Below are 21547 nucleotides of genomic sequence, written 5' to 3'. Positions count from 1 at the left end.
CCGGAGACGCCGGGAGGGCCCGTACCACCGGTACGGGCCCTCCCTCTTCCTCAGGAAGCGTCGGCCTAGTCGACTTCGGCGACCGCCTGGGCGAACTGCGCCGAGTACAGCCGCGCGTAGGCGCCACCGGCCTCCAACAGCTCGTCGTGCGTGCCCTGTTCGACGATCGAGCCGTTCTCCATCACCAGGATGACGTCGGCGTCCCGGATGGTGGAGAGCCGGTGCGCGATCACGAAGCTGGTACGGCCGTGGGCCAGCCGCGCCATCGCCTTCTGGATCAGCACCTCGGTACGGGTGTCGACCGAGCTGGTCGCCTCGTCGAGCACCAGGATCACCGGGTCGGACAGGAACGCCCGCGCGATGGTGATCAGCTGCTTCTCGCCCGCGCTGACGCCGGAGCCCTCGTCGTCGATGACCGTGTCGTAGCCGTCCGGCAGCGTACGGATGAACCGGTCGGCGTGGGCCGCCCGCGCCGCCTCCTCGATCTCCTCGCGGGTGACCTCGCGGGAGGCCCCGTACGCGATGTTGTCCGCGATCGAACCGCCGAACAGCCAGGTGTCCTGGAGGACCATGCCGATGCCCTGCCGCAGATCGTCGCGCGACATCCGCGCCACGTCGACGCCGTCCAGGGTGATCCGGCCGCCCGTCACCTCGTAGAACCGCATCAACAGGTTGACCAGCGTGGTCTTCCCGGCGCCGGTCGGGCCGACGATCGCGACCGTGTGGCCGGGCTCGACGTTCAGCGACAGGTCCTCGATGAGCGGCTTCTCCGGCTCGTAGCGGAAGGACACCTTCTCCAGCGAGACGCTGCCCCGCAGCTCCTCGGGCCGCTCGCGCTCCTCGGGCGCCGGGTCGGCGCCCTGCTCCTCGGCGTCCAGCAGATCGAAGATCCGCTCCGCCGAGGCGATGCCCGACTGCACCAGGTTCGCCATCGAGGCGACCTGGGTCAGCGGCATCGAGAACTGCCGCGAGTACTGGATGAACGCCTGCACATCACCGATCGACAGCGCCCCCGAGGCCACCCGCAGACCACCCACGACGGCGATCAGCACGTAGTTCAGGTTGGAGACGAACATCATCAGCGGCTGCATGATCCCGCTGTTGAACTGCGCCTTGAACCCGGCCTCGTACAGCGCCTCGTTCTGCTCGGCGAAGTCCTTGGCGGACTCCTCCTGCCGGCCGAAGACCTTCACCAGCGTGTGCCCGGTGTACATCTCCTCGATGTGGGCGTTGAGCTTGCCCGTCACCTGCCACTGCTGCACGAACTGCGGCTGCGAGCGCTTGCCGACCTTCGCGGCCACGAACGCCGAGAGCGGCACCGTCACCAGCGCGACGACCGCCAGCAGCGGCGAGACCCAGAACATCATGACCAGCACGCCGACGATGGTCAGCAGCGAGTTGATCAGCTGGCCCAGCGTCTGCTGCATCGTCTGCGAGATGTTGTCGATGTCGTTGGTCGCCCGGCTGAGCACCTCGCCGCGCTTGGCCCGGTCGAAGTACGACAGCGGCAGCCGCGACAGCTTCGTCTGGATGTCCTCGCGCATCTGGAAGATGATCCGGTTGATGATCCGGATCGACAGCCGCGTCGCCACCAGCATCAGCAGACCGGCGCCGACGTAGACCGCCAGCGCCACCAGCAGCACGTCGCGCACCGCGTCGAAGTCGATGCCGTGACCAGGGACGAAGTCCACCCCGGCGAGCATGTCGGCCAGCGTGCCGTTGCTGTGCCGCAGTCCCTCGACGGCCTGTTCCTTGGTCGTCCCCGCGGGCATCTGCCGGCCGACGACCCCGGCGAAGATCAGGTCGGTCGCCCGGCCGAGGATCTTCGGCCCGACCACCGACAGGCCGACGCTCAGCGCGCAGGCCACCAGCATCACGTACAGCGAGGTCTTCTCCGTCGCGAAGCGCTTCAACAGCCGCTTCGAGGACCCCTTGAAGTCCATCGACCGGTCGGTCGGCGCTCCGCCCGCCATCATGCGTCCGCCAGGCCCGGCCATTACGCGGCCTCCGCTTCCGTCAGCTGGGAGAGCACGATCTCCCGGTACGTTTCGTTGCCGTCCATCAGCTCGCGATGGGTGCCCGAGCCGACGACCCGGCCCTCGTCGAGCACCAGGATGCGGTCGGCGTCGCGGATGGTGGAGACCCGCTGGGCCACGATCACCACGGTCGCCTCGGCCGTCTCCCGCGTCAGCGCGCCGCGCAGCGCGGCGTCGGTGGCGTAGTCGAGCGCGGAGAACGAGTCGTCGAAGAGGTAGATCTCCGGCCGCTGCACCAGCGTCCTGGCGATGGCCAGCCGCTGCCGCTGCCCGCCCGAGACATTGGTGCCGCCCTGCGCGATCGGCGCGTCCAGACCGTGCTCCAGCGCCGAGACGAACTCCTTGGCCTGCGCCACCTCCAGCGCGTGCCACAGCTCCTCGTCGGTCGCGTCCGGGTTCCCGTAGCGCAGGTTCGACGCCACCGTTCCGGAGAACAGGTACGGCTTCTGCGGTACGAGGCTCACGGTCCGCGCCAGCAGTGCCGGGTCCAGCGTCCGTACGTCCGTGCCGTCGACCAGCACCTGGCCGTCCGTCACGTCGAACAGCCGGGGTACGAGACCGAGCAGCGTCGACTTCCCGCTGCCGGTCGAGCCGATGATCGCGGTGGTCTCGCCGGGGCGGGCCACCAGGTCCACCGCGCGCAGCACCGGCTCCTCGGCTCCCGGGTAGCGGAAGTCCGCGCCGCGCACCTCCAGATGGCCGCGGGCCGTCAGCTCACGGACCGGCTTCACCGGCGGGACCACGCTGGACTCGGTCTCCAGGACCTCCTGGATGCGCTCGGCGCACACCTCGGCGCGCGGCACCATCATGAACATGAAGGTGGCCATCATCACCGACATGACGATCTGCATCAGATAGGCGAGGAAGGCGGTCAGCGCGCCGATCTGCATGCCGCCGCTGTCGATGCGCTGGGCGCCGAACCAGAGCACGGCGATCGACGAGACGTTGACCACCGTCATCACGGTCGGGAACATCAGCGCCATCAACCGGCCGGTGGACAGGGCCACATCGGTCAGCTCGGTGTTGGAACCGCGGAACCGCTCCTCCTCGTACCCGTCCCGGACGAAGGCCCGGATGACGCGGTTGCCGGTGATCTGCTCGCGCAGCACCCGGTTCACCGTGTCGAGCCGCTCCTGCATCGTGCGGAACAGCGGACGCATCCGCTTCACGATCAGACTCACCGCGATACCGAGGACCGGCACCACCGCCAGCAGCACCGCCGACAGCGGCACGTCCTGGCCGAGCGCCATCACGATGCCGCCGACACACATGATCGGCGCCGACACCATCAGCGTGAACGTCATCAGCACCAGCATCTGGACCTGCTGGACGTCGTTGGTGGTGCGGGTGATCAGTGAGGGCGCCCCGAACCGCCCGACCTCGCGCGAGGAGAACGACTGCACCCGGTCGAAGATCGCCGCCCGGACGTCACGGCCGAGCGCGGAAGCGGTACGGGCGCCGTAGAAGACGGCGCCCATGTTGCAGACCACCTGGCCGATGCTGACGGCGATCATGATGCCGCCGAACTCCAGGATGTAGTTCGTGTCACCCTTCACGACACCGTTGTCGATGATGTCGGCGTTCAGGGTGGGCAGATAGAGGCTGGCGCAGGTCTGGAGCAGCTGGAGCACGACCAGCAGCAGGATCGGCTTTCTGTACGGGCCGAGATGGGCCCGCAGGAGTTTTATGAGCACGCGTGTCTCTCGGAGTCGGCAGAGGTCGGGAGTCGATCCATCTTCCGGTACCGGCTACGGGGGCCGCGACCGTTTTTACTCAAGACCAGGTCAAAAAACAGACCGAGTACACAAGTGGGACGAGGTACTCCACCGGCGTACGCGACCCTGCCGCGCGGCCCCTTCGCGCACGCCGTCGCACGCGGGCGTTCCTCGGCCCGCAGACCCTCATCGACCGCGAGCCCTCCCGACCCTTCTCCTCGGCCCGCAGACCTTTCTCCTCGGCCCGCAGACCTTTCTCCTCGGCGGCGGGCCCCTCAACCCTCGGGCCTTCCTCAGCCCGCAGAGTCGAAGGCCCCCGGGTGGATCTGGTCCCGCGTCGCCGCGTACTGCTGGCGCACCGCCTGCCCGACGGACAGCTCCGCACCCGGCTCCAGCACCTGCGCGGCCGCACCCTGCCAGGCCGGCGGGGTGAGGGGATCGGCGGTGCCCCGCGAGACCCCCAGCGCCCAGGCGGCCTGCCGGGCCGCGCCCAGCGCCGCGTACTCGGCGGGCTGCGGCACGACCACCTGCGTCCCCAGGAGCGCCGGGGCGATGGTCTGCACGGCGTGCAGCGCGGCCGCCGCTCCCAGCAGGAACACCCGCCGCACCTCGACGCCCCGCCCACGCAGCACGTCGAGCGCGTCGGCCAGCGAGCAGAGCATCCCCTCAAAGGCGGCGCGTGCCAGGTGCTCCGGCTTCATCGACTCGCGCCGCAGCCCGCACAGTGTTCCGGCGGCGTGCGGCAGCCTGGGCGTCCGCTCGCCCTCCAGGTACGGCAGCAGGACGAGACCGGAGGCGCCCGGAGTGGACTTCAGCGCCAGGGTGGAGAGGTCGTCGAGGCTCTCGACACCGAGCATCTCGGCACTCCCGCGCAGCGCCCGTACGGCGTTGGAGGTGTGCACCACCGGCATGTACTGCCCGGTCGCGTCGGCGAACGACGTGATGGTCCCGGTCGGGTCGGAGAGCGCCTGGTGGTGCACGGCCATGACCGAACCCGACGCCCCCAGCGACACCACCGCGTCACCGGTCCCGAGTCCGAGCCCGAGCGCCGCCGCCATCGTCTCGCCGGTCCCCGCCGAGATCAGCAGCCCCTCGGGGGTCGTGCCGGCCGTGTCGGAGGGGCCGAGCACCTCGGGCAGCGCGGCCTGGTGCCCGAGCGCGAGCTCCACCAGGTCGGGCCGGTAGGCCCCGGTCTCCGCGGACCAGTAGCCGGTGCCGGACGCGGCGCCCCGGTCGGTGGTCCGCCGGGCGGGGCGGCCGAGCAGTTGCCACACCAGCCAGTCGTGCGGCTGGAGCACCGAGGCCACCCGCTGGGCCGCCTCCGGCTCGGTCCGCGCCATCCAGCGCAGCTTCGACACCGGCTGCGCGGCCTGCGGCACCGAGCCGACCGCCTCGGCCCAGGCCTGCCGCCCGCCGAGCCCGTCGACCAGATCGGCCGCCGCGGCCTGCGCCCGCCGGTCGTTGCCGAGCAGCGCCGGGCGGACGGGGTTGCCCTGCTGGTCCAGGGGCACCAGGCCGTGCTGCTGGGCGGAGACCCCGATGGCCTCCACCCCTTCGAGCAGCCCGCCGGTGGCGGCCTCGCCGAGCGAGAGTAGCCACGCCTGCGGGTCCACATCGGTGGCCTTCGCCTCGACGGGATGCGCGGCGAACCCCTGGCGCAGTACGGCGCCCGTGTCCGTGTCGCAGACGACGATGTGCGTGAAGGCGGAAGAACTGTCCAGCCCGGCGACTATCCCCATGCACAAGATTCTGCCGCACCGCGGGGACGTTTCCGTACCCGTGGTGCGGCAGGGGCGGGACGCCCTCGGCGGGGCCCTACGTGTTGCTGGTGCCCCAGTCGTCCTCCGTGACCCTGTCCTGGCGCGGCCGCAGTCGCGAGGCCACCGAGGCCGGCACCTTCTCGCCCACTTTGTCGCTCACCGCCTGGTACGCCTTTCCGGCCAGGTCCCGGCCGCTCTGGGCGGCGGATTCGGCGGTGTTCCGGACGGCCGGGTTCCGGGCGACCCGGCGCGCGGACTCCTTCAGCTGCTCGTAGCGCTCCCGCCCGGCCCGTGTCCCGATCACGTATCCGAGGGCCAGTCCGGCGATGAACGTGAGCCGGTACCGCATGGGTGCCACCCTTCCTTGCGACGTGTGCTGCCCGCGTGCCTGCGGGCACCGGAGATCACCCCGGGGGATACCGATTGGCAAAGCACCCCCCTGCTTGCGCTAATGTATGTGTCGCAGCGAGCACGCGCCGCCCGGCAGGAGCCAGGGTGGTCGGGTTCGGTGCACACGCAGCAATCCCCTGTAGCTCAATTGGCAGAGCAGCCGGCTGTTAACCGGCAGGTTACTGGTTCGAGTCCAGTCGGGGGAGCGCGATCCCCTGTAGCTCAATTGGCAGAGCATTCGGCTGTTAACCGGAGGGTTACTGGTTCGAGTCCAGTCGGGGGAGCAGATCGGAAGAGGACCCTTCGGGGTCCTTTTTCGTGTGCCCGCGCCCATGGGTGGACCTGCCGGACGGTGGGCAGTGGGCGGGATCCGTCCCGGCAGTCCTCTCCGCACGTGCGGTGCCTCGTTCACCGGCCCGGTGGGCACCGGGCCAGACGCGGTCGACGCGCGCGAAAAACCGCCCGAAAAACACGTTTCCCCAGGTCAGAACGATTCTGCCTGGGGATACCGTGTGGGGCGGGTGGGACTCGAACCCACGGCCGACGGATTATGAGTCCGCTGCTCTAACCGGCTGAGCTACCGCCCCTTTTCGGCGTGGCGCGTACAAGTGTGCGCGCCGTCTGCCGCAGCATAGCCGGTCATACGATCTCCCGCTCCGGATGGTCGGCTACCCATGACCATGAAGACTCCGCCGTGCTCCGCGTGGTTCCGGACCGGGTGAAGTCCATGCGAAAGAGTCACTCCAGCCCCACCCGCACCATGGCGAGGGCCGTGGGACGGGAAGTCCGGGCGGCGTCCCGATCGTGTCAACCTCGTCGGCTATCGTGCGATCCGTTCCGGCCATCCGGAACGGAGAATCACACCACCGCGCGGATCTGCGTACCGGTGTCGCGGCAGGGGTCGCCGCCGGTGTCCGCCGGGCGCGGGCGTGCGTCGGATGCGGCCGGGGGGCCGCGAGTGAATGGGGTGGGGAATTGTCCCGACACAGGCTGTCCAGGAAGGGCCGCTACATCGCGTGGGCGACCACGGGTGTGGTCGTGGCCACGGGGGCCGGGATCGCGGCGCAGACGTCCATGGCGGCCACCACCTGGCCCGCGCAGAAGACGTACACCGGGCGGGCGTTCGACGCCTGCACCGCGCCCTCGCTCGCCGCGATGAAGGCGTGGAACACCGGGTTCTACGGCGCCGCCGCCGTCTACATCGGCGGGAAGAACCGCGGCTGCGCCCAGCCCAACCTGACCAAGTCCTGGGTGAAGTCGGTCAGCACCGCGGGCTGGAAGCTGATCCCGCTCTACGTCGGCGCCCAGCCGCCCTGCCAGAAGAGCGCCAACCCCGAGAGGTTCACCGCCGCCACGGCCGCCTCCGTCGGCGCGAGCAACGCCAAGGACGCGGTGGCCAAGGCGTCCGCGCTGGGGATGAAGGCCGGCAGCCCCGTCTACCTGGACATGGAGCCGTACGACATCACCGACAAGGCGTGCAACGACGCCGTCCTGACGTACGTACGCTCCTTCACCAGGACGCTGCGCAACGCCACTTACCGGGGCGGCTTCTACGGGTTCAGCAGCTCCAGCGCCAAGGCGATCGCCACGGCCACGAACAAGACGGACCTGCCGGGCAACCTCTGGTACGCCCTGTGGGACAAGAAGAACACGACGACCACGGACTGGCCGTGGAAGCCGGACCAGTTCACCGGGCACAGCCGGGGCCACCAGTACATGGTCAACAGCAAGGAGACCCGAGGCGGTTACACCATCACCGTCGACCGCAACGCCTGGGACGCCCCCGTCGCGATCATCGGCTGACGGGGAGCCGCCCGAGGCGCCGCGATCGGCCGCCGTTGCTCTCGGTTCATCAAATTCCGTCCCCTCCTTCATGTTTGACGCTCCATGGTGATCGACACCACATCGCCCCGAGTGGCCGAGTCGTGGCCCTTGGGTGAGCTGGTCCAGGTTCGTGCACAACTTCTCCTCGTTACCTTTGAATTTGCTTCACATAAGTGAGGCGAAGGCCCTTCGTGGACCGAGGAATAATGAGAAGTCAGAGATATGTGCACGAACCCGGACGGTTCAGATCGGCCAGGGTGCTGCGCCACGTGGCGGGCGGTCTCGCCCTCGCCCTGTCGGTCAGCCTGATCGACGGTGCCGGTGCGGCGGTCGCCGCGGCACCGTCGATCCCTGCCGCGCCCAAGAAGGCCGCGGTCACCCAGGCCGCGGACATCCCCTCCGCCCGCGTTGCCGCGCGCCTGGCCGGCAAGCGCGTCGAAGCGCTGTCGGAGCGTACGGAAACATCCACGACCTGGGTGAACGAGGACGGCTCGCTGACGACGGAGCTGGCCGCCGGCCCCGTCCGCTTCCAGGACGGCGACGCCGGCCAGTGGCGGGACGTGGATCTCGATCTCGTCACCCGTGCCGACGGCTCGGTCCGGCCCCAGGCGCATCCGCACGGCCTCGCGCTCGCCGGGCGGACGGGGACCCCCGCCGCCTCGCTGAAGGCCGCGCAGGCGTCGAAGGCCACCGACCTGGTGACGCTCGGCGAGGGCGACGAGCAGATCACGCTGCAGTGGAAGGGCGGACTTCCCGCGCCGAGGCTGGACGGCACGCGTGCCGAGTACGTCGATGCGATCCCCGGCGCGGACGTGGTCGTCGAGGCGACACGCACCGGCTTTGAGCAGTATGTCGAGATCAAGCAGCGGCCCGCCACCGACGCCTACACGTACACGCTTCCGCTGCGGACCAAGGGTCTCAAGGCGGAGCAACGGGCGGACGGAAGCGTCCTGTTCACGGACCGGAAGAACAAGAAGCAGGCCGTCATGCCCGCCCCGGTGATGTGGGACGCCACCGTGGACGAGCGTTCCGGTGAGCACACCCGGCGGGTACCTGTCGCGATGAAGGCCGTCGTCAAGGGAGCCTCGGTCGATCTGGTGATCACCCCGGACGCGGACTTCCTGGCCGACCCGGCCACCAAGTATCCGGTGACGGTGGACCCCTCCACGTCGTCGCTGTCCAACGTCTTCGACACCTACGTCCAGCAGGGCGAGACCGTCGACTGGTCGGCCGACACCGAGCTGGACCTCGGCAACCCGGGCACGAAGAACGCCGACGGAACCCCGCGCACCGCGCAGTCCTTCATCTCCTGGAACACGTCGCCGATCCAGGACGCCCTGGTTCTGGACGCGAAGCTGTCCCTGTGGAACTTCCACTCGGGCAACAACGTGGACTGCAAGAACTACCCCTGGGAAGTCTGGTCCTCGCCCGCGGCGACCACCGCCAGCCGGTGGACCAACCGCCCCACGATGACGGCGAAGAAGGCCACCTCCACCGAGACCCGCGGCAACGCCTCCTGCGCCGCGCAGCCCGACGGCTGGATCAACGCCGACGTCACCACCCTGGCGCAGGAGTGGGCCTCGGCGAAGGCCACCCGCGGACACATGGGTCTGCGCGCTTCCGACGAGGGCGTGGTGGCGCAGTGGAAGCGGGTCAACTCGGCCAATGCCGCCTCCAACCCGCCCAAGTTGACCGTCAGGTACAACTACCGGCCCCGCACCGGCACCAAGCAGGAGGCCGGACCGCCGTACTTCTCCTACGGCGGGGCCTACACGGTCAACACCCTCACGCCGACCCTGCGCGACACGTTCGTCGACGCCGACGGTGACAAGGTCAACGGCACCTTCCAGATCTTCGACAACGCCACCAACACCCAGGTCGGCGATGTCATCGTCTCCAAGTTCGTCCCCTCCGGGCAGGTCGCCTCGGTGACCGTCCCGGCCGGTGTGCTGACCAACGGCAAGACGTACAAGTTCCGCACCTCGCCGTACGACGGGGCGCACTACAACACCGGCTGGTCGGCGTGGAAGGTCTTCACCGTCGACACCAAGGCTCCCTCCGCGCCCGGCGCGATCACCTCCACCGACTATCCGGCCGGTGCGTGGGTCAAGGGAGCGGGGCAGGCCGGCACGTTCACGGTCACCCCGCCGGCCGCCGATCACCAGTGGCTCGAATGGACCCTGGACGACGCGACCTGGACCAAGGTCGTGACCTCCGGCTCCACGGCTGCCAAGAGCATCGGCATCACGCCTCCGAAGGACGGCACCCACACCCTCCAGGTGCGGGCCGTCGACAAGGCCGACAACAAGTCCGAGGCCGTCGAGTACGTCTTCCACGCCGGCCCCGGCGGCTTCGTCCGGCCCACCGAGGGCGACCGGACGGCACGCCGCCTTCCGCTGGTGGCCGAGGCCGAAGCGGGCAAGTACAACGCGGTGTCCTTCTCGTGGCGCCGTTCCGAGGCCGACCCGTGGGTGAGGATCCCCGCGGGTGACGTGATGTCCGGCGACACCGCGCTGACCGCGTGGCCGGTGCCGATGGTGAACGGGCGGAACGCCCCGCTGGTCTGGAACGCCACGGACACGGTCGACCCCGACGGCAGCATCCAGATCAAGGCGGACTTCACCGGCCCCGGTTCCGCCTCCGGCAGCACGCAGCCGCTCAACGCCGTCGTCGACCGGACGGCCCAGGGCGCCGCGCCGGGCAGGATCGGTCCGGGCGCGCTGAACCTGCTCACCGGCGAGTACACGCTGTCCGAGTCGGAGGCGTCCTACTTCGGCATGTCGGTCACGCGTACCGCCTCCTCGCTCCAGCCCGAGCTGGCGGCGGACCAGGAGGGCCAGCTGCCGATCTTCGGCAAGCAGTGGTCCGCGGGCATGAACGCGGAGGCGTCCGAGTCCGACTACGTCTACGTCCAGAAGATCTCCGACACGGCCGTCCGCGTGGCGGCGGGCAGCGGCGACGCCGTCCACTTCACCGCGAACGCGGCGAGGACGGGCTGGATTGCCGAGCCGGGCGCGCCCAAGCTGACCCTGAAGGGCAGCGTCACGGGCACCTTCACCCTGACCGACACCGAGGGCGCGGTCACCACGTTCAGCAAGCTGGACGCCGCGTCCACCGTCTGGAACGTGGCCTCGACCATGCTCGACGGCAAGGACGATTCGACGGTCACCATGGTCTCGCAGACCGTGACCGTGGACGGCAAGAAGCTGGCCCGCCCGCACCGGGTGATCTCCCAGGACTCGGGGGTCCCCTCCGACACGTGCGCGACGACCCCGTCCACCAGGGGCTGCCGCGTCCTGGAGTTCGTCTACGCGACGAGTACCACGGCGACGGATTCGGCCTTCGGCGACTACACCGGCCAGGTGAAGGAGATCCGGCTGTGGTCGACCGCGCCCGGAGCCTCCGCCGCCACGGCCAAGGCGGTCCAGTCGTACGCGTACGACGGCCTCGGCCGGCTCCGGGAGAGCTGGCAGGCCCAGATCTCGCCCCCGATCAAGACGGTCTACGGATACGACGCGAAGGGCCGGGTCACGACCTACACCCCTCCGGGGCAGCTTCCCTGGACCTTCACGTACGGCAAGGCGGGCTCCTCCGCGAACGCCCGTGACGGGATGCTCCTCAAGGCGGCCCTGCCCACGCTCAAGCCGGGCACGGTCGACACCGTCGATGGCGAGGCCGTGACCAGCGTCGTCTACGAGGTGCCGCTGACCGGTTCCGCGGCGCCCTACCAGATGGGTGCGGCGGCCGTGAAGGCATGGGGCCAGAGCGAGGCGCCCACCGACGCGACTGCGGTGTTCCCCTCCGACTCGGTGCCCGCCGGGCACGTCGGCACCGCGCTGGGCGCGTCCGACTACCGGCGGGCCGGCGTCAACTACCTGGCCGCCTCCGGGCAGCAGGTGAACGCGGCGGCCCCCGGCGGGCACGTCTCCACCACCGAGATCGACCGCTTCGGCAACACCGTGCGCGAGCTGAGCGCGTCCAACCGGTCCGTGGCGCTCGGTCTCACCCCGGCGGACAAGGCCGTCCAGGCGGAGCTCGGGATCGCCCAGCTGACCGGCGCCGAGCGCGCCGAACTGCTCTCGTCCCGCTCGGTGTACAACGCCGCGGGGACGCGCAAGCTGGAGGAGTTCGCCCCGCTGCGGCGGATCGACCTCACGGCGGACCTCATGTCCGGCACCACCCTGCTGGTCCCCGCGGGCACCCCCGTGACCGCCCGGACCTGGACGGTCAACGAGTACGACGCGGGCCGTCCCACCGACGGAACGGCCACGGTCAAGGACCAGATCACCAAGGTCGCCGTCGGCGCCCAGGTCCGTGAGCACCCGGCCACCCACGCCGAGGTCCGCCGGACGCAGTACACCTACGACTGGGCCAAGGGTGTCCAGGTCAAGACCATCAAGGACCCCGGCGGCAAGGCACTCACGACCGAGACCGTCCACGACGCCCAGGGCCGGGTCGTCAAGCAGCTGCTGCCCGGTTCCAACGGCGCCGACGCGGCGGCCCGGGTGACCGCCTACTGGTCCGCGACCGGCACCGGTGCCTGCGCCGGGCGTCCGGAGTGGGCGGGCAAGGTGTGCTCCACCGGCCCCGCGGGTCCGGTCACCGGCGGTGGCACCAACCCGACGCAGTTGGTCACGACCACGACCGAGTACGACTGGTGGGGCAACACGGCGAAGACCACCGAGTCGGCCAACGGTGTCACCCGCACCACCACGACCACCCACGACGCGGCGGGCCGCCCGGTCGACGTCGCGATCACCGGCGGTTCCGGCGCGGCCGTTCCGCAGGTCGCCATCGTGTACGACCCGGTCAACGGAGAGGCGGTCAAGTCCGTCTCCGCGACCGGCGGGACGATCACCCGGGTCTACGACAGGCTGACCCGTCTGATCTCGTACACGGACGCCGACGGCGGCCGGACCCAGGTGGAGTTCGACGCACTCGACCGTCCGGTCAAGGTGACCGACTCGGTCCCGTCCACCGTCACCCTCACCTACGACCACGCGGCCGAGCCGCGCGGTCTGCCGACGAAGGTCACCGACTCCGTGGCCGGAGCCTTCACGGCGGTCTACGACCCGGACGGCGGCGTGGTGAGCGAGCAGCTGCCCGGCGGCTACACGCTCACCCAGACCAAGGACACCGCGGGCTCCGCGGTCGCCCGGACCTACACCCGGGACAGCGACGGCACGGTCCTGTTCTCCGACCGTGTCAGTGAGTCCGTGCACGGCCAGGTGACCGCGCAGGCCGGCTGGTCGGACCAGGAGTACACGTACGACACCGTCGGCAGGCTCAGTGCTGTCAAGGACACCGCGGAGACCGTCTGCACCCGACGCGCGTACGGCTTCGACCAGCGCGGCAACCGCACCTCGCTCACCACGGCGGTCGGTGCCCCCGGCGCCGACTGCCCCACCACGGGCGGCACGGCCAGGTCCTACGCGTACGACTCCGCCGACCGGGCGGCCGACACGGGCTCGACGTACGACGCCTTCGGCCGGGCAACGGCCGTGCCCGGTCACGGCACGATCGGCTACTACGCCAACGACCTGGCCCAGCAGCAGACCGCGAACGGCAGCCGCCAGACCTGGCAGCTCGACGCCGCGCTGCGGTTCCGTTCCTGGAAGGTGGAGACCGGAAGCGGCAGCACCTGGACCCAGACCGGGGCCAAGCTGAACCACTACGACAGTGACGGCGACAACCCGCGCTGGATCGTGGAGGACACCGCCACCGGCGCGCTGACCCGCAACGTCGAGACGGTCACCGGAACCCTGGGGGCCACCACCGGCAAGACGGGCGACACGGTGCTGCAGCTCACCGACATCCACGGTGACGTCGCGCTCCAACTGCCGCTCGACACCGCCAAGGCACCGGTCGCGCTCGACAACGACGAGTACGGCAACGCGCGTTCCGGAAACCCTGCCGCGCGGTACGGCTGGCTCGGCTCGCAGCAGCGTTCCTCCGAGACACCGACCGGTCTGATGCTCATGGGCGTCCGGCTGTACGACCCGGTGCGGGGCAGGTTCCTCCAGACCGACCCGGTCTACGGTGGCTCCGCCAACGCGTACGACTACTCCAACGCCGATCCGTGCAACGCCACCGACACCGACGGCACGTACCCGAAGTGCGGCTCACGCCGTATCAGGAACGGCTACGGGATGCGGATCATCACGACCCGGCGAGGAGGCGGCGTCGCGAAGAACGGTTATCGCTACATGGGCTACTACATCAACGTCCAGGTGACCGGATTCGCCAACCGCTATCTCTCGAAGAACGCCACCCAGGCCGAGACCTGGGGGGTCAAGCCGGGACGGAGCGGCAAGATGGTCAAGCTCCAGAGCAAGAAGAGCTGGTACACACCGCTGAAGCTCCAGTGGGCCGTCCACTACAACATCCAGGTGAAGCCGGGAACACGCATCTGGACCGGCGGTATGGTCGCGGTCTTCGGCTGGCGGGGATTCGTCGCCAACATGACCGACAACTGCATGGCCAAGTGACCGGCGGGATCATCCGTTGAACAGGTGGCGCGCCCTTCCCGAGGAGGGGTGCGCCACCGCTGTGCGGTACTCCATCCGGCTCTCCCTACGATCGACCGCACGGCGGAAGCACGCTGCGACGGAAGGCGGAAGAAATGACACGCCCCCTGGCCGAGACGGCCCTCGAAGCCCTTGAGGACGGTCCTCCGGCGGCCACCGCGGGCCCCGGCGGCATTGTGGAACCGGTCGTCGCGGACGTCTGGACCGAGCATGCCATCGGCTGCGTCCTGATCCTCCACCGCCGGGACGACGGCCTTGTCGCGGAAGAGCTCTTCCACTCCGTGCGCGGCCCCGGTGGCTGGGCAGGCTGCGACCATCTCAGCGGCGGGCTGCTGGGGTTCGATCCCCGGGACGTCGCGTCCCGGGAGGCGGTGCTCGCCGGGCGGGGGCTGGCGGTCGTCACGGAGTCGGAATCCCTCGTCCACACCGGCAGATCGGCCGAGGACGAGGGCGATGAACTGCTGCGCTTCGTGGAACTCCTGGTCGCCGCGGAGGCCGACGTCCTCGACGTCGAGAACCTGACGGAACCGTCCCGCGGCCACCGCCCGGTCCCCTCGGACCTGGCCCTGCTCGTGCTCTTCCCCGGCGACCGCCTCCGCGTCCGGGCGGCCCGCTCCACGCCCGCCGGGAACGTTCCGGTCGGCGAGGCCGTCGAGCTGTCCCAGCCGCCCCGCCCGTCCGACGCGGCCACGGTCGGTGGCTGGTGGTGACCCTGTGGCGACTTCCGCTACGGAAGGTAGCGAGCGGCAACACTGCGGAGAATTAAGGGGATTTGTCGCTATTAATCCTTGATTACGGCTTCTACGACTTGTTGGCCTCAGAAGGCGGACGTAGTGTCGAAAGTGCCGCAGCAAGAGCAAGGAGCGGCGACTTCAATACCTCCGGAGGAGGCGAAGATGAAGGTTCGTAGCATCTTCGACCGCAGAGACAGGGGCGGCCACGGCGGACGCGGTGGATACGGCGGCCGCGGTGGTTACGGACGCGGCGGATACGGCCGCGGACGTGGCTTCGGCGACTACGGCGACTACGGCGACTTCGGCTACGGCCGGTTCGGTCGCGGGCGTCGCTGGGGTTGCTGACCCTTCGCTCTGACCCGAACAAAGAGGCAGGCTCGCGCGACTCGCGCGGGTCCGCCTCGATTTTTGGGCCCGTGCCCCTGACGTGCGACATCCGTGACGACGGCTCCCCCATGGTGTGATGCCCATGCGTTTCCGTAGCCCGCTCGCGAGTTCCGACGGTTTCGACGAACCGGCCGACCCCGTGACCGACGTCCCGATCCGTACCGACCCGGTCAGCATCCTCGCCTCCTTCCGGCGCTTCTGGCCGCTGACCAAGGGCGATCGGCGCTGGCTCGTCATCGTCTTCATCTGCGCGATCCTGGCCGCACTGGCCGAGACCGTCACCGTCCTGCTCTTCGCCCAACTCACCGACAAGGCGCTCACGAGCGGGGACGTCAGCGCGTTCTGGCGGCCGGCCAGTCAGTGGCTCGCGGTCGCGGTCGCCGGTGCCGTGCTGGGGTATCTGGGCAGTTCGCTGGCGGCCTGGACCGCCGAGCGCTTCGTGCTCCGGCTGCGGGCCCGAGTGTTCGGCCACCTCCAGAACCTTCCGCCCCACTTCTTCCAGCGCAACCGCCGGGGCGACCTGGTGGAGCGGCTCACCGGCGACGTGGAGGCCATCGAGGCGCTGGTGGTCTCCGGCATCGTCGGCGCGGCCTCGGCGCTCTTCGGTACCGCCTTCTACGCGGCGGCCGCCCTCTGGCTGCGCTGGGACCTGGCCCTGGCCACCTTCGTCATGGTCCCGGTCCTCCTCTTCGTCACCCGCCGGTTCGCCGGGCCGCTGCGCGCGGTCTCCCGGCGCGGTCGCGCCGCGGACGGCGCCATCACGGCGGTGGTCGAGGAGACGCTGGTCAACGTCGTCATGACCCAGGCGTACAACCGGCAGGAGGCCGAGGAGGAGCGGCTGCGGGGCAAGGCGTGGACCCGGTTGCGGGCCGCGGTGAGGGCGGTCCGGCTCACCGAGTTCTACGCGCAGTTCATCGAGGTCCTCGAAACGATCTGCGTCCTCACCATCATCGGCCTCGGGGCGTGGGAGATCTCGGCCGGCCGGATGACCCTCGGCCAACTGCTGGCCTTCGCCGCCTTCATCGGCTACCTCTACCCGCCGATCCGCCAGCTCGGCACCCTCGGGCTGACGGCCACCGCCGCGACCGCCGGCGCCGAACGCCTGCTGGAGATCCTCGACGCCGACCCCGCCGTCACCGACCCGGCCGGCTCCGTGCCCGAGCCGGCGAACGAGCGGGCGTTCGGCGAGGTGGAGGCCCGCAGGGTGTCCTTCCACTACCCGGGCAGCGACGAGCAGGTGCTCCAGGACCTGTCGTTCACCGCGAGCCCCGGGGAACTGCTGGTCCTCACCGGCCCCAGCGGCGCGGGCAAGTCGACCCTGGCCGCCCTGATGCTGCGCTTCTACGACCCGGACACGGGCAGCGTCCTGCTGGATGGGGTCTCCCTCGACCGGCTGCCGCTGACGTATCTCCGCCGCAACGTCACGCTGTTGCCGCAGGACACCCTCGTCCTGCACGACACCATCGAGGAGAACATCGGCTGCGGCAGCCCCGGATCCAGCCACGACGACGTGGTGCGGGCCGCGCGGGCGGCGGACGCGCACGAGTTCATCGAGCTCCTTCCGGAGGGATATGACACCGTCATATCCACCGGTACCTCCCGGCTCTCCGGCGGCCAGTTGCAGCGGATCGCCATCGCCCGCGCCATGCTGCGCGACGCCCCCGTCCTCATCCTCGACGAGCCCACCACCGGACTGGACCGGCTGGCCGCCGAGCGCATCCTCGAACCCCTGCGCCGACTGGCCAAGGGCCGCACCACCATCGTGATCACCCACGACCTGGCCCTGGCCGCCGACGCCGACCGCATCCTCGTCCTGGACGAGGGGCGGCTCGTGGAATCCGGTACCCACACCCAACTCCTCGACCGCAGCGGCCTCTACGCCACCCTCTTCGAGCGCAAGGGGCACCCGCAGTACAACGGCACCGTCCACCGGGCCGTCCGGACCACCGGCATCGACCGACCGTAGAACGCGTCCGGCGGGCCACGGCCGGGCGCGCGGCCCGTCGGCGGGATACCCGGTTGGTCCGTCCGGGGCCGGTCGTTACCATCCGCTGTGACCGAAACGACCGAGGAACCCGCCGCCCGACGCCGCATATTCGCCGATCTGACCCCTTTGCACACTTCGCCGGACTACCGGCGCCTCTGGTTCGGGAACACGGTCTCCTGGATCGGGCAGGGGATGACCTCCCTCGCGGTATCGCTCCAGGTCTACGACATCACCGGCTCCGCCTTCTCGGTCGGGCTCATCGGCTTCTGCTCGTTCCTGCCGCTGGTGGTCTTCGGCCTGTACGGCGGGGCCGTCGCCGACACCCTCGACCGGCGGAAACTGGGCCTGGCCAGCGCCTTCGGCTCGTTCCTGCTCTCCCTCGCCCTGGTCTCCCTCACCATCGCCGGGGTGGAACAGGTCGGGCTGCTGTACGCGCTCGTCGCCCTCCAGTCGGCCTGCTTCGCGGTCAACTCCCCGGCCCGCAGCTCGATGATCGCCCGGCTGCTCCCGGCCGAGCAGCTGCCCGCCGCCAACGCGCTCTCCTCCATGACCAGCACCACCGGCAACCTGGTCGGGCCGATGCTCGGCGGGGTCATCGTCGGCTGGTGGGGCTACCGGGCCGCGTACACCGTCGACGCCGTCACCTTCACCGCCGCCCTCTACGCGATGTGGCGGCTGCCCGCCATGCTGCCGGACCGGGGGGAGGCGAGCGGGCCCGCCAAACGGGCGTCCGTCGCGGACGGGCTGCGCTTCCTGGCGAAACGTTCCAACCTGCGGATGACCTTCTTCACCGACCTGTGCGCCATGGTGCTCGCCCAGCCCAAGGCCCTGTTCCCGGTCGTCGCCGTCGTCTGGTACGGGGGCGACGCGAGGACCACCGGTCTGCTGGTCGCCGCCCCGGCGTTCGGGGCGCTGCTCGGCGGGGTGTTCTCCGGCTGGCTGGGACGGGTACGGCGGCACGGGCTGGCCGTCCTGGTCGCCGTCGCCTGCTGGGGCGCGGCCATCGCGGTCTTCGGCCTGACCCGGCAGCTCTGGCTCGGGCTGCTCTTCCTGGCGCTCGCGGGCTGCGCGGACACCATCTCGATGGTCTTCCGCAACACCATGCTCCAGGCGGCCGTCCCCGACGAGATGCGCGGACGGCTCCAGGGCGTGTTCATCGTCGTCGTCGCGGGCGGCCCCCGGCTCGGCGACTTCTTCTCGGGCTCCGTCTCCGATCTGACCTCGCCCGGCCTGGCGGTGACCGGTGGCGGGATCGCCTGCGTCGTCGCCGTCTGCCTGCTGGCGCTGCGCTGGCGCGGATTCGCCCGCTACGACGCCCGCGACCCGCAGCCGTGACCGGGGACCGCCCCGGACACGGCCCCGGGCACGGTCCCGGCCCCGGTCACTCCGGCCCCACCACCGACCGGGCGAAGCCCAGCTCCACCAGGTCCTGCGGGCGCAGCCGCAACTGGTCGGCGGTGGCCCGCACCTGGTCCGGGGCGCGCTTCAGGATGGCCGCCGCCAGCTCCGGGGCGATCACCGAGAAGTAGCTGTCCGGGGTGACATGGGTGTTTCCCGGGGCCGCGAGGGCCAGTGCGCCGCCCGAGCCGCCCTCGCCGATCACCAGGGTGGTGAGCGGCACCCGGGCCGCCGCCATCGCCGCGAAGGCGTCGGCGATCGCGGCGCCCGCGCCCGCCCGTTCCGCCGCCGCGTCGTTGGCCGCGCCCGGGGTATCGACCAGGGTCAGCACGGGCAGCCCGAGCCGGTCCGCCAGCCGGATCACCCGGGCCGCCGTGCGGTAACCGGCCGGGCGGGTCGCGGTGCCGCACTGGGCGACGTACGCGACCGACCGGCCCTCCCGCCAGCCGAAACCGGCGAGCAGCCCCGGATCCGTACCCCCGCAGCGGTCGCCGACGAGCGGCAGCCGGTCCGCGAAGTAGTCGTCCAGATACGCCTCGGCGCGCGGCCGGGACGGCGAGCGGGCCTGCCGCACCGCGTCCCAGCCGGTCTCCGGAAGGCCCGCCGCCGACAGCGCCCGCGGGACCGGGGCCGGGTCCGGCGGGGCGTCCGGCAGCCGCAGCGCCCGCAGCCAGCGGCCCACCGTCCCCGGCAGCCCGTCCGGGGCCACGACCGCGTCCACCTGCCCCGCCGCCCACTGGCCCTCGGCCGTGTACGCGGCGGGATCCGCGTCCGGCGGCCGCACCCGGGAACCGGCGAAGCCGACCTGGGCGCCCGGCAGCGCCAGCACCACATCGGCGCCCGCCCCCAGGGTGGCCCAGCCGCCGCCCGTCGTCGGGTCACGCAGAACGGCGATCTGCGCCGGCCCCGCCGCCCTCAGCCGCGCCGAGGCGTGGGCCACCCGCTGGAGCTGGGTCAGCGCGACCATGCCCTCCTGCATCCGGCTGCCGCCCGTCGCGATCAGCGAGACCAGCGGCAGCCCACGCCTGCGGGCCGCCTCGTACGCGGCCACCAGCCGGTCCCCGGTGCGCTGCCCCAGCGAACCGCCCAGGAAGCCGAACTCGAACGAGACCAGCACGCAGTCGTGGCCGCCGACCGAGGCGAGGCCGTGGACGACGGACTCCCGCTCGCCGGTCCGGGCGGTGGCGCGGGCCCGGGAGTCCGCGTACCCGGCCCAGGCGAGCGGCCCGTCGTCCCCGGCCGTCGTGTCACCGGGCGGGGCCTCGGTGAGCTCCTCGAACTCCGTGGTGAGGGCCGCGATCGCCGCCCGCGCGCTCTGCCGGTCAGCCACGGAGCGCCCGCTTCATGATCTTGCCGAGGTCGTTGCGGGGCAGCGCGTCCAGGTGGCGGACGGTGCGCGGGCGCTTGTGCGGGGCGAGCTGGGCGGCGACATGGTCGGCCAGTTCCTGCTCGGAGGGGGGCGCGGCCGGGTCGGCGGGGACCACCCAGGCGATGATCCGCTCGCCCAGGTCGGGGTCCGGCTCGCCCGTGACGGCGGCCTCGCGGACCCCGGGGTGGTCCAGCAGCGCGTTCTCGATCTCCCCGGCGCCGATCTTGTAACCGCCGCTCTTGATCAGGTCGGTGGCCTTGCGGCCGACGATCCGTACATAGCCGTCGGGGTCCCGGGTCGCCATGTCGCCGGTGCGGAACCAGCCGTCGCCGGTGAACGCGGCGGCGGTGGCGTCGGGGCGGTTCAGATAGCCGGTGAACAGGTTCGGCCCGCGCACCTGGATCTCGCCGATGACCTCGGGTCCGGTGCCGGTGAGGACGGTGCCGTCCTCCTCGGTCAGCCGGAGCTCCACCCCGCGCAGCGGGGCGCCGACGGTGCCGGGGCGCGGCTCGCCGTCGGCCCGTACGCCGGTGTTCATCAGGGTCTCCGTCATGCCGTACCGCTCGATGACCCGGCGCCCGGTCGCCGCCGCGATCCGCTCGTGGTCGTGGACCGGCAGCGCCGCCGAGCCGGACACCAGCAGCCGGGCCCCGGCCAGTGCCTTCGCCAGCCCGGCCGCCTCGGGGCCGGAGCCCTCCAGGGCCTCCGCCAGCCGGTGGTACATCGTCGGCACGCCGAACAGCATGGTCCCGCCGGACGACAGCTCCCGGGCCACCCCCTCGGTGGAGAACCGGCCCAGGTGCCGCACCGAGCCGCCCCGGCGCAGCGGCCCGAGCACCCCGAGGACCAGGCCGTGTACGTGGAAGAGCGGCAGGGCGTGGACGAGCACGTCGTCCCCGGTCCACTCCCAGGCGTCCGCCAGCGCGTCGAGCGAGGCGGCGACCGCCCGGCGGGGCAGCACCGCGCCCTTCGGCGGGCCGGTGGTGCCCGAGGTGTAGACGACCAGGGCGGGGGACTCGGGGCCGGGCTCGGGGAACGCGGCGGGGCCGCCCGTCCCGGCCGGGTCGACGTCGATCCGGTCCAGCGCGTCGAGCGGCGGCGGGAGGACGTCGCCCGCCCCGGCCAGCACCACGGCCGGTCCGCTGTCCGCCACGATGTGGGCGAGCTCGCGCGTACCCGTACGGGGGTTGAGCGGCACCGCGGGCACCCCGGCCCGGAGCGCGGCCACCACGGCGACCACCGTCGAGGGCGTCGGGGTGGCCCAGACGGCGACCCGTCCGGCACCGGAGATCCGGGCGGCGAGCGCGCCCGAGGCGGCGGCCAACGCGTCGTAGGTCAGGCTGTGTTCGCCGAACCGGAGGGCTTCCCGGCGCGAACCGTCGTCCGGTACGGACAGAAGAGGATGCGTCACTCTCCGCAC

Annotated in this window: 12 protein-coding genes and 3 tRNA genes; 8 read left to right on the top strand and 7 right to left on the bottom strand. The window is 71.2% G+C overall.

Annotated elements, in window-relative coordinates; all coding sequences use genetic code 11:
- Window positions 1-65: 65 nt before the first annotated feature.
- From ACF08W_RS09795 to ACF08W_RS09780, 4 genes are all read right to left on the bottom strand, one after another.
- Window positions 66-1997: an ABC transporter ATP-binding protein gene (locus tag ACF08W_RS09795; RefSeq protein WP_352275172.1), complete on the bottom strand. Its 1932-nt coding sequence runs from the start codon at window positions 1995-1997 to the stop codon at window positions 66-68.
- On the bottom strand, window positions 1997-3730 hold the full coding sequence (locus ACF08W_RS09790) for an ABC transporter ATP-binding protein (protein WP_392278968.1): 1734 nt from the start codon (window positions 3728-3730) through the stop codon (window positions 1997-1999). Before ACF08W_RS09790 ends, ACF08W_RS09795 begins: the two co-directional genes overlap by 1 nt.
- 314 nt (window positions 3731-4044) lie before the next feature.
- Window positions 4045-5490 (bottom strand): FGGY family carbohydrate kinase, encoded by a 1446-nt coding sequence (locus ACF08W_RS09785; RefSeq protein ID WP_392278967.1) that lies wholly within the window; start codon window positions 5488-5490, stop codon window positions 4045-4047.
- A gap of 76 nt (window positions 5491-5566) precedes the next feature.
- Window positions 5567-5860, bottom strand: a complete 294-nt coding sequence (locus tag ACF08W_RS09780; protein ID WP_385204402.1) for a YtxH domain-containing protein — start codon at window positions 5858-5860, stop codon at window positions 5567-5569.
- 174 nt (window positions 5861-6034) lie between these two features.
- Here ACF08W_RS09780 and ACF08W_RS09775 point away from each other — a divergent pair.
- A tRNA-Asn gene (locus ACF08W_RS09775) sits at window positions 6035-6107 on the top strand.
- Between the two features lie 5 nt (window positions 6108-6112).
- A tRNA-Asn gene (locus tag ACF08W_RS09770) sits at window positions 6113-6185 on the top strand.
- A gap of 229 nt (window positions 6186-6414) precedes the next feature.
- On the opposite strand, the gene ACF08W_RS09765 is transcribed toward ACF08W_RS09770, so the two are convergent.
- Window positions 6415-6488, bottom strand: a tRNA-Ile gene (locus tag ACF08W_RS09765).
- A gap of 388 nt (window positions 6489-6876) precedes the next feature.
- Between ACF08W_RS09765 and ACF08W_RS09760 the strand changes: the two genes are divergently transcribed.
- The 6 genes from ACF08W_RS09760 to ACF08W_RS09735 all read left to right on the top strand — a co-directional run bounded on the left by ACF08W_RS09760 (window position 6877) and on the right by ACF08W_RS09735 (window position 18695).
- Window positions 6877-7704 (top strand): glycoside hydrolase domain-containing protein, encoded by an 828-nt coding sequence (locus ACF08W_RS09760; RefSeq protein ID WP_392278966.1) that lies wholly within the window; start codon window positions 6877-6879, stop codon window positions 7702-7704.
- Between the two features lie 227 nt (window positions 7705-7931).
- Window positions 7932-14213 carry a DNRLRE domain-containing protein gene (locus ACF08W_RS09755; RefSeq protein ID WP_392278965.1) on the top strand — a complete coding sequence of 2094 codons (6282 nt, stop codon included), beginning with the start codon at window positions 7932-7934 and terminating at the stop codon, window positions 14211-14213.
- Window positions 14214-14347: 134 nt separating this feature from the next.
- Window positions 14348-14962 (top strand): hypothetical protein, encoded by a 615-nt coding sequence (locus ACF08W_RS09750; RefSeq protein ID WP_392278964.1) that lies wholly within the window; start codon window positions 14348-14350, stop codon window positions 14960-14962.
- A 186-nt stretch (window positions 14963-15148) separates the two neighbouring features.
- Entirely contained in the window at window positions 15149-15331 is a 183-nt protein-coding gene (locus ACF08W_RS09745; RefSeq protein ID WP_352275161.1) for a hypothetical protein, read from the top strand.
- A 124-nt stretch (window positions 15332-15455) separates the two neighbouring features.
- Window positions 15456-17339 carry an ABC transporter ATP-binding protein gene (locus ACF08W_RS09740; RefSeq protein ID WP_385204410.1) on the top strand — a complete coding sequence of 628 codons (1884 nt, stop codon included), beginning with the start codon at window positions 15456-15458 and terminating at the stop codon, window positions 17337-17339.
- A gap of 87 nt (window positions 17340-17426) precedes the next feature.
- Window positions 17427-18695 (top strand): MFS transporter, encoded by a 1269-nt coding sequence (locus ACF08W_RS09735; protein WP_392278963.1) that lies wholly within the window; start codon window positions 17427-17429, stop codon window positions 18693-18695.
- Window positions 18696-18741: 46 nt separating this feature from the next.
- Here the strand turns inward: ACF08W_RS09735 and ACF08W_RS09730 are convergent, their stop codons facing one another.
- Together ACF08W_RS09730 and ACF08W_RS09725 are read right to left on the bottom strand one after the other, a co-directional pair.
- Window positions 18742-20088, bottom strand: coding sequence for a carboxyl transferase domain-containing protein (locus ACF08W_RS09730; protein WP_392278962.1), 1347 nt, complete (start codon window positions 20086-20088; stop codon window positions 18742-18744).
- Window positions 20081-21538, bottom strand: coding sequence for an acyl-CoA synthetase (locus ACF08W_RS09725; RefSeq protein WP_392278961.1), 1458 nt, complete (start codon window positions 21536-21538; stop codon window positions 20081-20083). Before ACF08W_RS09725 ends, ACF08W_RS09730 begins: the two co-directional genes overlap by 8 nt.
- Between the last annotated feature and the right edge of the window lie 9 nt (window positions 21539-21547).

Origin of the sequence: Streptomyces sp. NPDC015144 (assembly GCF_043079735.1) — a bacterium.
Classification (GTDB): domain Bacteria; phylum Actinomycetota; class Actinomycetes; order Streptomycetales; family Streptomycetaceae; genus Streptomyces.
Note: the sequence above shows the minus strand (reverse complement) of the source record. Positions and strands in the feature narration are given on the sequence as shown.

Bases quoted from the DNA above. Each gene is read 5' to 3' on its own strand.
- ACF08W_RS09795 (WP_352275172.1), bottom strand. From the start codon at position 1,997: ATGGCCGGGCCTGGCGGACGCATGATGGCGGGCGGAGCGCCGACCGAC.
- ACF08W_RS09755 (WP_392278965.1), top strand. From the start codon at position 7,932: ATGAGAAGTCAGAGATATGTGCACGAACCCGGACGGTTCAGATCGGCC.
- ACF08W_RS09740 (WP_385204410.1), top strand. From the start codon at position 15,456: ATGCGTTTCCGTAGCCCGCTCGCGAGTTCCGACGGTTTCGACGAACCG.
- ACF08W_RS09780 (WP_385204402.1), bottom strand. From the start codon at position 5,860: ATGCGGTACCGGCTCACGTTCATCGCCGGACTGGCCCTCGGATACGTG.
- ACF08W_RS09745 (WP_352275161.1), top strand. From the start codon at position 15,149: ATGAAGGTTCGTAGCATCTTCGACCGCAGAGACAGGGGCGGCCACGGC.
- ACF08W_RS09785 (WP_392278967.1), bottom strand. From the start codon at position 5,490: ATGGGGATAGTCGCCGGGCTGGACAGTTCTTCCGCCTTCACGCACATC.
- ACF08W_RS09750 (WP_392278964.1), top strand. From the start codon at position 14,348: ATGACACGCCCCCTGGCCGAGACGGCCCTCGAAGCCCTTGAGGACGGT.